This window comes from Mesorhizobium sp. C268A, from assembly GCF_040324475.1.
GTDB lineage: Bacteria > Pseudomonadota > Alphaproteobacteria > Rhizobiales > Rhizobiaceae > Mesorhizobium.
The window spans coordinates 4,432,670-4,447,932 of record NZ_JAMYVX010000001.1; the positions used below are offsets into that span (position 1 = coordinate 4,432,670).

General features: G+C 64.0%; 15 protein-coding genes. 8 read left to right on the forward strand and 7 right to left on the reverse strand.

Annotation, left to right across the window (positions count from 1 at the left end):
- Positions 1-8: 8 nt before the first annotated feature.
- Together NKL06_RS21640 and NKL06_RS21645 are read right to left on the reverse strand one after the other, a co-directional pair.
- Positions 9-98: a K(+)-transporting ATPase subunit F gene (locus NKL06_RS21640; RefSeq protein ID WP_023691936.1), complete on the reverse strand. Its 90-nt coding sequence runs from the start codon at positions 96-98 to the stop codon at positions 9-11.
- Positions 99-114: 16 nt separating this feature from the next.
- Complete coding sequence (locus NKL06_RS21645; RefSeq protein WP_023691935.1) at positions 115-336, reverse strand: hypothetical protein; 222 nt, start codon at positions 334-336, stop codon at positions 115-117.
- A gap of 165 nt (positions 337-501) precedes the next feature.
- Here NKL06_RS21645 and NKL06_RS21650 point away from each other — a divergent pair, with 165 nt between their 5' ends.
- Positions 502-2,292, forward strand: coding sequence for a flavin-containing monooxygenase (locus tag NKL06_RS21650; protein WP_023691934.1), 1,791 nt, complete (start codon positions 502-504; stop codon positions 2,290-2,292).
- 154 nt (positions 2,293-2,446) lie between these two features.
- On the opposite strand, the gene NKL06_RS21655 is transcribed toward NKL06_RS21650, so the two are convergent.
- Positions 2,447-3,673 carry an amidohydrolase/deacetylase family metallohydrolase gene (locus NKL06_RS21655; RefSeq protein WP_023691933.1) on the reverse strand — a complete coding sequence of 409 codons (1,227 nt, stop codon included), beginning with the start codon at positions 3,671-3,673 and terminating at the stop codon, positions 2,447-2,449.
- A gap of 105 nt (positions 3,674-3,778) precedes the next feature.
- A complete protein-coding gene (locus NKL06_RS21660; protein WP_023683098.1) occupies positions 3,779-4,144 on the reverse strand; it encodes a RidA family protein in 366 nt (121 codons plus the stop codon).
- 175 nt (positions 4,145-4,319) lie between these two features.
- On the opposite strand from NKL06_RS21660, the gene NKL06_RS21665 reads away from it, so the two are divergent.
- Entirely contained in the window at positions 4,320-4,805 is a 486-nt protein-coding gene (locus NKL06_RS21665; RefSeq protein WP_023669704.1) for a hypothetical protein, read from the forward strand.
- 140 nt (positions 4,806-4,945) lie between these two features.
- On the opposite strand, the gene NKL06_RS21670 is transcribed toward NKL06_RS21665, so the two are convergent.
- Positions 4,946-5,176: a hypothetical protein gene (locus tag NKL06_RS21670; RefSeq protein WP_023691932.1), complete on the reverse strand. Its 231-nt coding sequence runs from the start codon at positions 5,174-5,176 to the stop codon at positions 4,946-4,948.
- Between the two features lie 146 nt (positions 5,177-5,322).
- Between NKL06_RS21670 and NKL06_RS21675 the strand changes: the two genes are divergently transcribed.
- The 3 genes from NKL06_RS21675 to NKL06_RS21685 all read left to right on the forward strand — a co-directional run bounded on the left by NKL06_RS21675 (position 5,323) and on the right by NKL06_RS21685 (position 8,698).
- Positions 5,323-5,964, forward strand: a complete 642-nt coding sequence (locus NKL06_RS21675; protein ID WP_023691931.1) for a glutathione S-transferase family protein — start codon at positions 5,323-5,325, stop codon at positions 5,962-5,964.
- 137 nt (positions 5,965-6,101) lie between these two features.
- Positions 6,102-7,604, forward strand: coding sequence for a helicase HerA domain-containing protein (locus tag NKL06_RS21680; RefSeq protein WP_023691930.1), 1,503 nt, complete (start codon positions 6,102-6,104; stop codon positions 7,602-7,604).
- A gap of 128 nt (positions 7,605-7,732) precedes the next feature.
- On the forward strand, positions 7,733-8,698 hold the full coding sequence (locus NKL06_RS21685) for a hypothetical protein (protein WP_023691929.1): 966 nt from the start codon (positions 7,733-7,735) through the stop codon (positions 8,696-8,698).
- Between the two features lie 70 nt (positions 8,699-8,768).
- Here the strand turns inward: NKL06_RS21685 and NKL06_RS21690 are convergent, their stop codons facing one another.
- Positions 8,769-9,212, reverse strand: a complete 444-nt coding sequence (locus NKL06_RS21690; RefSeq protein WP_023691928.1) for an SRPBCC family protein — start codon at positions 9,210-9,212, stop codon at positions 8,769-8,771.
- A 416-nt stretch (positions 9,213-9,628) separates the two neighbouring features.
- On the opposite strand from NKL06_RS21690, the gene eglC reads away from it, so the two are divergent.
- Genes eglC through NKL06_RS21705 form a run of 3 tightly spaced genes read left to right on the forward strand, consistent with a single transcriptional unit; the run spans position 9,629 to position 14,137 of the window.
- Positions 9,629-11,053 (forward strand): endo-1,3-1,4-beta-glycanase EglC, encoded by a 1,425-nt coding sequence (gene eglC / locus NKL06_RS21695; RefSeq protein ID WP_023691927.1) that lies wholly within the window; start codon positions 9,629-9,631, stop codon positions 11,051-11,053.
- Positions 11,054-12,814 (forward strand): type I secretion system permease/ATPase, encoded by a 1,761-nt coding sequence (locus NKL06_RS21700; RefSeq protein WP_023691926.1) that lies wholly within the window; start codon positions 11,054-11,056, stop codon positions 12,812-12,814.
- A 3-nt stretch (positions 12,815-12,817) separates the two neighbouring features.
- Entirely contained in the window at positions 12,818-14,137 is a 1,320-nt protein-coding gene (locus tag NKL06_RS21705; RefSeq protein WP_023691925.1) for an HlyD family type I secretion periplasmic adaptor subunit, read from the forward strand.
- Here the strand turns inward: NKL06_RS21705 and NKL06_RS21710 are convergent.
- A complete protein-coding gene (locus tag NKL06_RS21710) occupies positions 14,124-15,113 on the reverse strand; it encodes a GlxA family transcriptional regulator (protein ID WP_023691924.1) in 990 nt (329 codons plus the stop codon). The two genes, NKL06_RS21705 and NKL06_RS21710, sit on opposite strands and share 14 nt — an antisense overlap.
- Positions 15,114-15,263: the final 150 nt, after the last annotated feature.

Consider the following 15,263-nt stretch of genomic DNA (forward strand, 5'->3'; position numbering starts at 1 on the left):
GCCTTGCTTCAGAAGCGTTCTGGGCGAACGAGGGCGTATGTGAGGTAGACGAGCAGGAACAAGGTCACGCCGCCACCGAGGATGTAATCGACAAACATGTTGCGATCCTTCCGCTTAAAGAGCGTCGCAAGCTTTGATGTAGGCGAGGGAAAGACCGAAGAACAAAACCTCGATCCCGATGACGACGATGTCCATTTGTGTTGGTCCTTGCTTCTGCTTGTATTTGGCGCCAGCGACTGGCGAGCCATAAATTCCATGAGGACGACCCGCCGTAGCTTCGAGGGCTATGGCGTCCGGAGCGTTTTGCTCGAAGTGGAATATGGACCCGATCGCCATAAAGGTTCGAGACGGGCCGCGGAGGAAAGATATAAAATTCCTATAAAGATTTCCGGGAGATGGCTCCGTTCCGGGCCGCTAGAAACCGAGGCCATGATATCGCGACCCCTCTTGCGGCGCCGCCGTCTTTCGAAACAATGGGAACGCAAAACGAGGGAAAAACAGATGCTCGACATGGCACCATCGAAACAGGCGGCGACATGGCTTTGCGCGCTTGCACGGGCGCTGGAAGCTGATGACGCCGAGGCGGCCGCCAACCTGTTCGTCGAGGATTGCTACTGGCGCGATCTGCTGGCTTTCACCTGGAACATCACCACGATGGAAGGCCGCGATGCGATCCGCGACATGCTGCAAGCGACGCTGGCGGAAGCGAAGCCCTCACACTGGACGCTGTCCGGCGAGGCGACCTCGGATGAGGGCACCGTCGAGGCCTGGTTCACGTTCGAAACGGCGGTCGCGCGGGGCGAGGGGATTGTGCGCCTCACGGACGGCCGCTGCCGGACCTTGTTCACGGCGATGCGTGATCTCAAGGGGTTCGAGGAACAAAAGGGACCGGCGCGGCCGCTCGGCATCCGTCACAAGGCCGATCCGAAGCGCGAAACCTGGGCGGAGGCGCGGGCGCGCGAGACGCGCGACCTCGGCGCCACCGAGCAGCCCTATTGCCTGGTGATCGGCGGCGGGCAGGGCGGCATCATGCTCGGCGCGCGGCTGAGGCAGCTCGGCGTGCCCACCATCATCATCGAGAAAAATGCGCGCCCCGGCGATTCCTGGCGCAACCGTTATCGCTCGCTCGTGCTGCACGATCCGGTCTGGTACGACCATCTGCCCTACATTCCGTTCCCGGAGAACTGGCCGGTGTTCACGCCCAAGGACAAGATGGGCGACTGGCTGGAGATGTACACCAGGGTGATGGAGCTCAACTACTGGGTCGCCACCAAATGCGTCAGCGCCAGCTATGACGAGGCCGAGAAGGTGTGGACTGTGGTGGTCGACCGCGTCGGCCGGCAGATCACGCTGAAGCCGAAGCACATTGTCTTTGCCACCGGCGCCTATGGCCCGCCACGCCAGATCGCGCTGCCCGGCGCCGAGACCTTCAAGGGCGAACTCCTGCATTCCAGCCAGTATGCAAGCGGCGAGAAATTCCGCGGCAGACGTGTCGCTGTCATCGGCGCGGCAAGCTCGGGGCACGATGTCAGCGTCGACCTCTGGGAGAGCGGCGCAGACGTCACCATGATCCAGCGGTCGCCGACGACAGTGGTGAAATCCGACACTCTGATGGAAGTCGGCTTCGAGATCTTCTCGGAAAAGGCTTTGGCGCGCGGCATCAGCACCGACAAGGCCGACCTGATCGTCGCGTCCACGCCGTTCGCGCTTGTACCCAAGGGCCAGCGGGATCTTTACGAGGTGATCAAGGCACGCGACGCAGACTTCTACGACCAGCTACGCGCCGCCGGCTTCGCCATCGATTTCGGCGAGGACGAGACCGGGCTGTTGATGAAGGCCTACCGCACCGGCTCCGGCTACTACATCGATGTCGGCGCCTGCGAACTGATCATCAATGGCGAGATCAAAGTGAAGAGCGGCGTCGGCATCAGTTCATTGACGCCGACCGGCATCCTGTTCGACGACCGCAGCGAGCTGGCCGTCGATGCGATCGTCGCCTGTACCGGCTACCAGTCGATGAACGAGACCGTGGCGGCCATCGTCTCGCGCGAGGTCGCCGACAAGGTCGGGCCATGCTGGGGCCTCGGCTCCGGCGTCAAGGGCGATCCCGGTCCGTGGCAAGGCGAGCTGCGCAACATGTGGAAGCCGACGGCGCAGGACGCGCTGTGGTTCCACGGCGGCAATCTGGCGCTGTCGCGGTTTTATTCGAAATATGTGGCGCTGCAGATCAAGGCGCGGATGGAAGGGATTGCGACGCCGGTGTTTGGGGCGGTGAGTAACGCAGGGCGCTAGCGATCTCCTCCCCCCTTGTGGGGGAGATGTCGCCGAAGGCGACAGAGGGGGTCGCCGCGCGTGGAGCGCTGACCTCCAACTGCCGCGAGGAGCTTGCGTCCGGTCGAACCGACCCCCTCTGGCCTGCCGGCCATCTCCCCCTCAAGGAGGGAGATTATCCACGCCCGAAATGCCGTGCCGCGACCTCGACATGCGTATGTGCCGCATGCGGCTCGAAGCGCTCGGTCTCGTTGTGGTCGGGCGCCTCGTTCGGCCACCAGACACCGCCGATAACAATGCCTTCTGAGACCAGCCGCTGATCCGCGATCAGCGCCGCACCGACCGCATCGACGAAGGTAAAGCGCCCGGGGCGCAGTCTCAGCACCGCGACATCGCCGACACCGCCAACTTTCAGCGTCCCAAGCTCCGGCCTGGCGATCGCCTCGGCTGGCCTTTGCGTGGCGGCGCGCAGCACCTCGACCAGCGGCATGCCCAGCGCCATCAGCTTCGACATGCAGACCAGTATGTCGAAGGCCGGACCGTCGACGCAATAGAGATGCACGTCGCTGGAGATGACGTCGGGCGCGAGGCCCTCGGCCAGCATCGCTTTCGCCACGGCGAAGTCGAACGATCCCATGCCGTGGCCGATGTCGAAGATGACGCCGCGTTCGCGGGCCAGCCGCATGTCCGGCCGCACCGCGCCGGAGGCGAACACCGGCGCGTTGGGGAACGGGCGAAAACAGTGCGTGAGGATGTCACCCTTGCGCAGGCGCGGCAGCACCTCGGAACGGCCGGGCGGCGGCTCGTCTATATGCGCCATCAGCGGCAGGCCGGCCCGGTCGGCGGCTTCCAGCGCGAGGTCCACCGGCGCGATGCCGCTGGTGCCGCCGGCATGCTTGCCGGAGCGCACTTTTACGCCGACGACGACACCGGCGTGCTCGCGCACCGCGGCCACCGTCTCGCGTGGCTCGCAGAGCCTGAGATCGCTGCATTCGCCGACAGAGACGCATTGCGAGAAGCCGAATATGCCGGCAAAGGAGATGTTGACATAGGCCAGGATGCGCACCTTCGAGCGCTCGATGACATGGCGGCGAAAGCCCAGAAAATTGCCGGCGCCGGCGCTGCCGGCATCGATGAAGGTCGTGGTGCCGCTCTTGGCCGCCAGCCGGTCGGCGTCGACGCCCAGCGAGGTGCCGCCCCAATAGACATGGCTGTGCAGGTCGATGAGGCCGGGCGTGACGATGCAATCACGAGCGTCGACTATCTCGGTGGCGTGCTCGGCATCGATCGCCGCCTCAATGGCCACGATGCGTCCGCCCGCAACGGCGACATCGCGCGGCGCGTCCAGGCCCGAGGCCGGATCGATCAGGCGGCCGCCCTTGATCAGGAGATCGAACTGCATCGGCGCCTGCCTCTCTCTTTGTTTCGGGGCATGATCTTTGGACAAAACGGTTTCCGTTTGTCCGAGAAAACCGGTTTCCACTTTTCGGGATCATGCCCCGACTGGTCAAACCGGCCGGTAAGCGACGGCTTCGACCTCGATCTTGATGTCGATCATCAGCCGCGATTCGACCGTGGTGCGGGCCGGCGGATTTTTCGGGAAGTGCTTGGCGTAGACGGCATTGAAGGCGCCGAAGTCGCGCGCGTCCTCGAGCCAGACCGTGGTCTTGACGACATCGTCCATGGTGCAGCCGGCCAGCGCGAGTGCCGCCTTCACATTCTGCAGCACCTGCTCGGTCTGCTCGGTAATGCCGCCCTTGACCACAATGCGGTCGCCGTCGACCGGCACCTGACCTGAGATGTAGACGAAATCCCCGGCGCGCACGGCCGGCGACAGCGGCACGTGGGATGTTCCAAAACACTCTTTGGGCAAGGGAAACTCCTGTTCAGAATGGCGGGCCGCGCCCCGTTTTCGCCGACCGCTCTACGCCTGTCCCGGTGATCCTCATAGGGGGCTTTTTGGAAAGCAACATTTTTCCAAACGCGTGTTGCTTTATCGCAGGCTCGCCAGCATCTTGCGCGTCGCATTTTCCCGACAGGAGATTTCAATGACCTTCGACAAGAACCCGTTTCCAGAGGGCGATGCGGATCGTCACGCGCTCTGGGAAATGCTGGTGCGGCGCGACATCGACGCCTTTATCGGTCAGGACTGGTCGATGGTCGAGGATGATTTCCTCGCCGACAGCTTCTTCGGCATGCATGCGCATTTCCTCAGCGATGCCGACGCCTGGCGTCTGCAATTCCCGAGCCTTGCCGTCTATCGCGACGAATGGCTGCGCCAGGCCAAGGAGACGGCGGCGGCCAGATTCGCCGAGCCGCTGCGCGAGGCGCTGTTTCGCGTCACCAACATGCGCGACATCGACGTCGATGGCGACCGCGCCGTGCTGCACAAGAAGTTCAACGGCTCGGTGGCCAAGGCCGATGGCAGCGTCGACAAGCTGAAATGGCAGACGCTGTATTTTTGCAGGAAGGTGGCGGGCCACTGGAAGATCGGCGGCTTCGTCGGCTACATGCCACATCCCTTGGGGATCTGAGTCTTGCCGCTCATGCTATTGCCGTCCTTCGCGCACGAAGACGTCCGCTTCCCGGGCTGCGGCTGTAAAAGCTCGGCGCGGCGCCAACCGAACTCACTCGAACTCAAGCGAGTTGAACGGCACAGGTTCGTCCCACAGGGCTAGCGGGAGCGGTGGTCGAACACGACCGCCATGGTCTTACCAATTGCCGCCATGACGACGAGTTCGACGAGATCGTCGTCGCTGTCGACACAGGTTGGATCCATGCGGCGGATGGCGTCGAGCGCCGCACTGGTCGAGACGGTATCGCCAGCGCGGAATCTGGAAAGCGCAGAGGAAACAAGGTTCTGGGTTGTCACGTCGATGACAGGTACGCTCGGCACTACGTTCATGGCTTCCTCCTGCCAAGAACCCTCTCCCGAAGGAAATAATACGCCGAACAACGGCGTGTGCCAGCGGAATCGTGGTCCGACCAGATTGCCGGGAGGGCACGTTTGCGTGTTTGATAGGGTCGAGCCCACAGCGTCCAGGACCGGATATGAAACTGTACTTCAGCCGCAATCCCAATCCGCGCCTTGCGGTAGCAACGGCACGTCATCTGCAGGCCAAGGTCGAGTTTGAGTTCGCGGCACCCATGGCGCCCGGGCAGGCTGAGCGGTTTCGTCAGCTCAATCCCAATCTTACCCTGCCGATATTGGCATGGACGGGCGGCAGCCTGTGGGAAGCCGACGCCATAGCCTGCCTTCTGTCGCGCGAAGCGAGTTCGGATTTCTGGCGCGGCGGCGGCGACCAACCCGACATGATCCGCTGGCTGAGCTGGGGCAAGGAAAATTTCGTCCGGGCCTGCGACACCGTGCATTTCGAGCGCGGAACCAAGCAGCGCTACGGGATTGGGCCTGTCGACCAGGGCAAGGTCGAGGAGGGGCTGGCGGAGTTCCGCATCGCGGCAGCGATTCTCGAGGCGGAGCTCGCCAAGCGGCCATGGCTTGTGGGCAAGTCGCTTTCCTATGCCGATTTCCGCATGGCGACGTTTTTGCCGTTCAACGATGCAGCCGGCCTGCCGCTGGCGGACTATCCCTCTGTTCTGGGTTGGTATCGCCGGCTCGAAGCCATCGATGCCTGGCGCGATCCCTTCGACGGGCTGGAAGCGCCGCTTCTGCCGCCGGTCAACTCCGCTTGATGTGCCTTCCCTTTGGGCAGATGGGCTGATGTGTGGCGCTTTGGCAGCATAGGTGTGGAACAGCGGGCGAGTTGCCATGGCGCGCTCGACGGCTCGCGGCCGGGTTGATAAGCCCTCTCCGCAAGGAGAGTCGTGACATGACCGTAGCCATCGAGATGGGACAGACGACGGCGGGTGCGCCGGCGGCGCTCGACCTTGAGGAGCTGCTGGCGACCCGGCTTCTGGTGCAGGGCAATTCCGGCTCCGGCAAATCGCACCTTTTGCGCCGGCTCCTGGAGCAGAGCGCGCCCTGGGTGCAGCAGACCATCATCGACCCGGAAGGCGATTTCGTCTCGCTGGGCGACCATTACGGCCATCTGGTCATCGATGCCGAGGAGCATACGGAGCGTGGCCTGCAAGCAGCCGGCGAGCGGGCGCGCATCCACCGCGTCTCCACGGTGCTCAATCTCGAAGGGCTCGATGCCGAGAACCAGATGCGGCGCGCCGCTGCCTTTCTCGGCGGGTTGTTCGAGGTTGCCCGCGAGCATTGGTATCCGATGCTGGTGGTGGTCGACGAAGCGCAGCTGTTCGCGCCCGCCGTGGCCGGCGAAGTGTCCGACGAGGCGCGAAAGCTCTCGCTCGGCGCCATGACCAATCTGATGTGCCGCGGCCGCAAGCGCGGCCTTGCCGGCATCATCGCCACGCAGCGGCTGGCAAAGCTCGCCAAGAATGTCGCGGCGGAGGCGTCCAATTTCCTCATGGGCCGTACCTTCCTCGATATCGACATGGCGCGCGCCGCCGACCTTCTGGGCATGGAACGGCGTCAGGCCGAGGCGTTTCGAGACCTGGAGCGCGGGCACTTCATGGCGTTGGGCCCAGCGCTGTCGCGCCGTCCGCTGGGCGTGCGCATCGGCCAGACCGAGACCAGCCCGCGCAACGGTACGCCGCGGCTGATGGCAATGCCGGAAACAGCGCTTGAAGACGCGCGCGCCATCATCCTGGCGGCGCCGCCGCCCGAGACGATGCGCGCGCCGCGCCGGATGGCGTCGCCGGAGCTGCTCGACCAGCTGATGGCGGCCAAATCGGCGGCGATGGAGATCCGCCCGGAACCTGCGGAACCGGCGGTAAGCGCCGAGGATATGGCCGAGCGGCGAGAGCGGGTGGACCGTGTCCTGCGCGCCATCCTGGCGCAGCCCGATGCGGGTTTCCGCGTCATCGGCGTGCTTTATCAGGAGTTCGTCGTCCGCTGCCGCATCGAAGGCCTCGCTTCGGTGGTGCCGGACCTCTCAGAATTCCGTCGCATGCTGACGCGCGCCCGCGCCGGGCTCGGCGCCGACATGGCAGGCGATGACGCCTGGCAGGACGTTTCCGTGCGCGCCTCGCTGCTGCCCGAGGACATGCAGGGCGTGTTCATGATGATCGCCCGCGCCGCCAAGGAGGGCTGGCCGTGCCCGAGCGATGCGGCGATCGCGCGCGCCTACGGCTCGCATTCGCTGCGGCGCGCCCGGCGGCTGCTCACCTATATCGAGGAGCAGGGCCTCATCGTCTGCCAGCTCGACGGCACCGGCCGCCGCACGGTGACGCTGGTCGAGCTCGCCTGGGCGACGGCGCCGGGCGACCCCAATGCTGCGGAGGCGGAACAGGGCAGCCTGGCGCTGTGAAAGGCGAACAGGCAGCTACCTGACTTGCTTGCGCGGTTCTGAACAAGATGTGTTTCGCCGATCGGCGCGCGACGATTTATGATGGGTTTCCGAGAATCGCAGAACGGTTCGGGCGGGAGGGTTGTCCGGTGCGGTTGAAATCTCTGGCTGTCTTTGTCTTTGGCCTCCTCGCCATCGCCGGCATCGCCTTGACGATGTCTGCCCGGTCTTTTGCCGCGTCCTCCGATATACCGGCGTGGCTGCAGGCCCACGTCGGCAATGACGACGGCGAGATTTCGCAAGTGGTGCTGGAGCGGGCGCGCGCGCTTTACCTGAAGAAGGTCGCGCAAGGCGCGGTCCACAATGGCTGCTATTTCGCCATGGATGCGACGCGCCCCGGCGATCTCGGCAATGGCGTGCTGGGGCGGCGCTACTACGTCATTTGCGAGGCCAAGCAGTCGTTCAGGGCGATCTCGTCGGGCCATGGCGGCGGCCGCAATCTGAAGGGCGTGGTCGATTTCTCCAACGGGAAGCGCTGCGCGAAAAACTTCGGCAATGCGCTGGACTCGTCCTTGACGACCGGCGGCGCCTATATGACCGGCGAGGCAAAGACCTCATTCAAGGGTTTTTACCGCATCGGCGCAAAAAAGGACCAGGCGCTGCTGCGCACCTTCATCCAGTTCGACGGCGAGGGCGAGACGGCGAATGCCAGGCAGCGGGTGATCGGCGGCCACGCGGCGCGGCTGTTGCGCGGCATGTGCCTGCGCAAGAACCCGAACAGCTCCTATGCCGACCATGACGGCTTCGTGCCATACGGCAAGCTGGTGGATTATGCCGGCGGCCGCAGCAATGGCTGCACCAGCTGGTCGCCGTCCGACGCCGACCAGATCATTTCGATGGTGAAGGGCAATCCGACGACGCTCTATATCTACCCGGAATCGCGCGACATCACCGCCGTTGGTAAATCGGGCGCCTATTGGAATGCGTCCTGCCTGAAGGAGATCGGCAAGCCGAAATTCTGGCCGCGAAAGAGCCTTGAGCCGATCATCGCGCAATACGCCAAGGACAACCCGCCACCGCCGCCACAACCGTTGCCGATCTGCACCGGGCCGTGAGGGATGAGTCCTCGGCTCGGCATTGTCGGCGGCGCGGACTGGCTGGGCGGCGCCGCCGATCCGATGGGCTCTACTGATTGATCTCGGGTTCGACGAGCTTTGCAAGATTGCGCAGCGACTCCTGCCAGCCGAGATAGCAGGCTTCGGCCGGAATAACGTCCGGAATGCCGGCCTGCGTGATGTCGAGTTCCGTGCCGACCGACATTTTCTTCAGGAGCACGGTCACTTCGATCTGGCCGGGCAAATTGGGGTCGTCGAACCTGTCGGTGTAGCGCAGGCGCTCGCCGGGAACGAGTTCGAGATATTCGCCGCCGAAGGAATGGCTGCCGCCCGTCGTGAAGTTTCGGAACGACATCTTGAAGGCGCCACCGACTTTCGCGTCGAAGCTGTGTACCGTGCAAGTGAAGCCGTTCGGCGGAAGCCATTTCGCCAGCGCGTCGGCTTCTGTGAATGCGCGGTAGACCTTCTCCGGGCTGGTCGTCAGAACGCGGTGCAAACGTACGGTGCTTGGCATCTCTTCGGTATCCTTTGTGGTTTCGTTGTTCGATGCCCCAAGGACGGGTGAACCTCACCCGGTCCGACATAGCCTGTCAAATTTTCTTGAGCCCTTTGCCGGCAGCCATCCGCCCGCGACTTCGAGTCGCCGCCTCAGGCAGGCGGTCGTGTCGCGTCAAATTGCATGAATCATTGACAGGTTGCCTAACCTTTCGGCGCGGATCTCACAATTTATTAAAATTGTAAGTCTCTCCTACAAAGTTGTATTAGGATCAGCTTAACGCCTTCGGCATTATCTATTAAATGATGGGCGACGATCTCCTTGGTGTACTATAGAATGATTCCCTGGAACGACGGATCAATTTAAGAGTTGATCCGAAATGGTCGCTCGAAGGTTGTCGAACGACCAAGGCAGCACGCGCAAGGAGTGTCGGAATGACCACAGTCCTCAACGCCAAAGGCATTCCACTTCCCTATACCGGCGCTTCCACCCATTGGTTCTCGGCGACTGGAGGCGCGCCTTACCGCTACGGCACCTCGGGCAACGATTCCTTCTGGGGCGACACCAACGTCAAGGTCACCATGTATGGCGGCGCGGGCGACGACTATTACCATCTCTATTCGACGATCAACAAAGCGGTCGAGAACTACGGCGCGGGCGTCGACACGATCGATACCTGGATGAGCTACAAGCTGCCCGCCAATTTCGAGAACCTCGTCGTCACCGGCGACGGCCACTATGCCTTCGGCAATGCTCAGGACAACATCATAACGGGCGGCGCTGGCAGCCAGACGCTGGACGGCGGCAAGGGCAATGACGTGCTGATCGGCGGCGCCGGCGCCGACACCTTCATCATCACCAAGGGCAATGGCAGCGACCTTATCTCCGATTTCGGCGCGACCGACACGGTGCGCCTCAACGGCTATGCCTTCACCTCGTTCGAGGCCGTCCACGCCAATATGGTCCAGGTGGGATCGAACGTGCAGCTGAACCTCGGCTCGAGCGAGGTGCTGGTGTTCCACAACACCACGATCGACAAGTTTCAGCCCGGCCAGTTCGAGCTGCCGATCGACAAGACCGGCATGACGCTGTCCTTCAACGACGATTTCAACACGCTGAGCCTGTGGAACGGCCAGAGCGGCATCTGGGATTCCAATTTCTGGTGGGGGGCGCAGAACGGCAGCTCGCAGCCCCAGAACGGCGAGCTGCAATGGTATATCGACGCCAATTATGCGCCGACCAGCTCGGTCCATCCGTTCAGCGTCGCAAGCGGCGTGCTCACCATAACCGCGGCGCATGCGCCCGACGACATCAAGCCGCTGATCAACAATTACGAATACACTTCCGGCATACTGACGACGCACGACACCTTCTCGCAGACCTATGGCTATTTCGAAATGCGGGCCGATCCCCCGGAAAATGCCGGCGCGTGGCCGGCCTTCTGGCTTCTGCCCGAAGACGGTTCATGGCCCCCGGAACTCGACGTGATCGAAATGTATGGGCAGAACCCGAATGCGCTTCTCATGACCGCGCACACAAATGAGACGGGAACCCACACCACGGTCGGGTCGACGGTGAATGTCTCCAACACCGACGGCTATCACACCTATGGCCTGTTGTGGACGCCGGACAAGCTGGTCTGGACCTATGATGGCGTCCAGGTCGCGGAAGCGGCGACGCCGTCCGATATGAACAAGCCCATGTATATGCTGGTCGACCTTGCGGTCGGCGGTCAAGCCGGCGCGCCGCCCGACCATCTGGCGACGCCCGCGCAAATGAAGATCGACTATATCCACGCCTATACGCTGAACGATTTGCAGCAGAGCCATCTGAGCACGACAGCCGAGCACGCGGTCTAGATGTCACGGGACCGCGCGCCACTCAGGGATGCGGCCATCGGCCTGCGCCCGGTTTTCCTGCGCGGCATCGCCGATATCGGCATCTTTTCGTTGCTGATCAACATCCTGCTCCTGGTGATCCCGCTCTATCTGCTGCAGGTCTATGACCGGGTGTTGCCGTCCTCCAGCGTCGAGACTCTGCTTTATCTCTCGGTCATGGCGGTCGTCGCGCTCGCCTTCCTCGGCCTGCTGGACGCGGTCCGCGCCATTTACGCGCAACGTGTTGCGGCCACCGTCGACCAGAAACTGGGCGCGCGGACATTCGCCGCCTCGCTTGGCGCCAGACATGCCGGCAGCGGGCTGTCGCCGCTGAACGACCTTGCCACGACTTGCGCCTTCATCAGGTCGCGCGGCGTGGCGGTGCTGTTCGACCTGCCGTTTGCGCCCGTCTTCCTGGCGTTGCTCTATTTCATCCATCCCGTCCTGTTCTGGCTGACGCTCGCCGGCGCCGTGCTGCTGTTTCTCCTGGTCGTGGCCAACCAGCTTGCCATCGGCAGGAACGATGCCATGTCGGCGGAGCGCTCGGCGGTGGCCAGCCAGGCGGAGCAGGCCTTTGCCCGCAACACCGACACGCTGCGCGCCATGGGCATGGTGCAAAATGCTGCCGCGGTCTGGGGACAGCACGTCACTGAGGCGCTGACCCTGCATGACCGTTCCGGAAGCGCCAATGCGATCTTCAGCGCGACGTCGCGGGCGCTGCGCATGATGCTGCAACTGGCGATCCTCGGCGCCGGCGCGTGGCTGGTGCTGCAGGGGCAGATGACCGCCGGCATGATCTTCGCTTCGTCGCTGGTGTCCTCGCGCGCGCTGCAACCGCTCGACCAGTTGATCGGATCGTGGCGGCAGATCGTCGACGCCAGACGATGCTGGAAGCGGCTGGACACAGCCCTTGCAGCGCAACCGGCGCAGGGGCGCAAGCTCGTCCTGCCCGATCCATTGGGCGCGATTTCGGTGCAGGATCTGTTCTTCATCGCGCCGAATGCCTCTTTCGGCACGGAGCCCATCCTCAAGCGGCTGAATTTTGCCATCGGCGCCGGCGAAGCGGTGGCGATCGTCGGCCCGAGCGGGGCCGGCAAATCGACGCTGGCGAAATTGCTTGTGGGCGCGCTGCAGCCGACCGGCGGCGCGGTCAGGATCGACGGCGCCGACCTGAGGAGCTGGGACGAAACCCAGCTTGGCAGGCATATCGGCTATCTCGCGCAGGAGGTGGAGCTTTTCCCCGGATCGATCGCGCAAAACGTCGCCCGCTTCGAACCCGACGCCGATGACGCCGCGATCGTCGAAGCGGCCAGGCGCGCCGAGGCGCATGAGCTGATCCTCACGCTGGCCGACGGCTATCAGACTGTGATCGGCCCGTCGCATACCGTGCTGTCGGGCGGCGAGCGCCAGCGGATCCGGCTGGCGCGCGCCTTCTACGGCAAGCCACGCATGCTGGTGCTGGACGAGCCCAACGCCCATCTCGACGGTAGTGGGGAGGCGGCGCTCGAAGCTATGCTTTCGGCCGCGCGAAATGCAAGCGTCACGACAATCGTCATCACGCATCGCCCTTCGATCGCCGCGGCCTGCGACCGCGTCATGGTCCTGCGCAACGGCATGGTCGAAGCTTTCGGCCCTGCGAGCGAGGTGCTGAGGCAACCGGCGGCCGGCAAGGCCGGGAGCGCGGTGGTGACAGGCTCGTTCGTGCCGACCGTGCGCCCGCACAGCGTCCGCTTCGGGTCATAGACGATGATGCAGCAGAGCCTCGCCTTCGAAGGTCGACCGCGCACCGACTTCCGCCGCATGGCCGTCGTCGGCTACGTGGCCATAGCGCTCTTCGTCGGCTGCTTCGGCTATTGGGCGGCGAACGCGCCGCTCTCCGGCGCGGTGATCACCTCCGGCACGATCTCGGCGACGGGCGGCAACATCCTCATCCAGCACCCCGAGGGCGGCATCATCGAGCAGTTGCTGGTGCATGAAGGCGACCGCGTGCAACAAGGCGAACCGCTGGTCCTCCTCGACCGCACGGCGGCCGAGGCCGACCTCAACCGGCTGACCAGACAGTCGATCGCGCTCAGGGCAAGTGCCGCGCGGCTGGAGGCCGAGCGCGACGGATCGGACAGGCTGGCACCGATCACAGAGGCAGCACCCGCGCCGTTCCAGCGCGATTTCGACAATCTGGTGCACGAACAGCAGAAGGAGTTCGAGGCCAGGCTCGCCCGGTTCCGCTCCGAGCAGTCGATCCTGGCGCAGCGCGTCGCCATGCATCGTGAGTCGGCGCTGGGACTGGACGCGCAGAAACTGGCCATCCAGCAACAGGCCGAGATCGTGAAGAAGGAACTCGGCATCAAGACCGGCCTGCTCGACAAGGGTCTCACCAACCGCAGCGAATATTCGCAGCTTCTGCGCAGCGAGGCCGATCTGGTCGGCCAGGCCGGCGCGCTGGAGGCGGATATCGCAGCGACCAAGACGCAGATCGTCGAAGCCCAGGCGCAGATCGAGCGGGCGACGACGCAACGCGTAGAGGACGCGCTGACCAAGCTCGACGAGGTCCGCACCAGCCTGGCCGACATCGGCGAACAGATCACCGCAGCCGAGGCGGTGCTGGGGCGCACGACGATCAAGGCGCCGGCAGCCGGCATAGTAGTATCGTCGACCTACAACTCCAAAGGCAGCGTGATTGCGCCGGGGCAGAAGATCATGGAGATCCTGCCGACCGCGTCGGGCCTCATCGTCGACGCGAAGCTGCGGCCGAAGGACGTGGATCTGGTTCGCGTCGGCCAGCCGGCGAAGCTCAGGCTGTCCGCCCTGAACGCGCGCCTCACCCCTGAGGTCCCGGCTACGGTGACGCAAATTTCCGCCGACCGGCTGATCGATGAAACCACGCATGAGGCGTATTTCCGCGCCAGGCTGAAGATCACCGACACGCTGCCGCAGGGCGTGAAAGCCGAGCAGCTTTACCCGGGAACGCCGGTCGAGGCGTTTATCAGTACCGGCGACCGAACCTTCCTCGAATATCTGGCGCGGCCGATGCTGGACTCGTTCGCGCGGGCGTTCACGGAGCGATAGGCGAGGGCGCCCCGCCCGACATTCGGTTCGGATGCCTGAGATGGGTCGGCGTGATACCGGTCTGATGGCGGAAGACACGGCTGAAATGGCCGGCATTGGGAAAACCGCAGCGGTAGGCGATGTCGCCGATTGCCAAGTCGCTCCCCTCCAGCAGCGACTTGGCCTGATGTACGCGCAGCGCAAGATAGGCGGCCATCGGGCCGATGCCGAGCTCGGCGCCGAACAGCCGCTCAAGCTGCCGCCGGGATAAATGCAACCGGCCCGCGATCTCGGCGACCGACAGCGTCTCCTGGAGATTGCTTTCCATCAGAAGCAGCGCCCGCTTCACCGCTCGGCTCGACGCGGCCGGAAAGAGATCGCCGACGGGCTGCACATCCAGGCTCGAGCGGATGCGGTCGAGCACGAGGATCTTGGCGGCTTTTTCCGCAGCCTTGCGGCCGATGAACTGCGACACGAAATGGCCGGCAAGGTCGGCCGCACCCGTGCCTCCGGCGCAGGTCGAGCGGCCCCTATCGACGGAAAACAGGCTGTCGGCATGGGCGTTCACATCAGGGAATTGGCTGCGGAAATCCTTGATGTGAAACCAGCTGACGGCGGCACTGTAGCCATCGAGCAGACCGTAGCGCGCGAGCACGAAGCTGCCGGTGCAAAGCGCCGTCAGCGGCACGCCCTTTTCGGCCGCCCGCAACAGGAAGGCCTCCTTTTCGGAGCTGAGGCTGCGGTTGGTGTCGAGCAGGCCGCCGACCACGACGACATTGTCGAACTCCTGCGGATTGCCGATCGCCTTGGTCGGCAGCAACTCGACACCGCAACTCGCCCGGATCGGCAGGCCACGCTCGCCAACGATCTCCCAGTCGAACTCGATCCGGCGGCTGCGGTCGCCCTCATCGCCGGCCAGCCGCAGCGTGTCGATGAACAGCGACAGCGGCGACAGCGTGAAGTCGCGAACCAAGAGAAACGCAAACCGCCTGGCCATTGTTGCTCCGAAACGTTCCTTCGGGTGGATGGAAGCAAAGATGTCGCACAGGCGAGCACGCGGCGCTTCTCAGGAGAAGCCACCGGATGTCGGAGATGAGATCGACGGCCTCAGTGCGGAGCTGGAAATTCTCTGGGTTGTGTGGTGGTC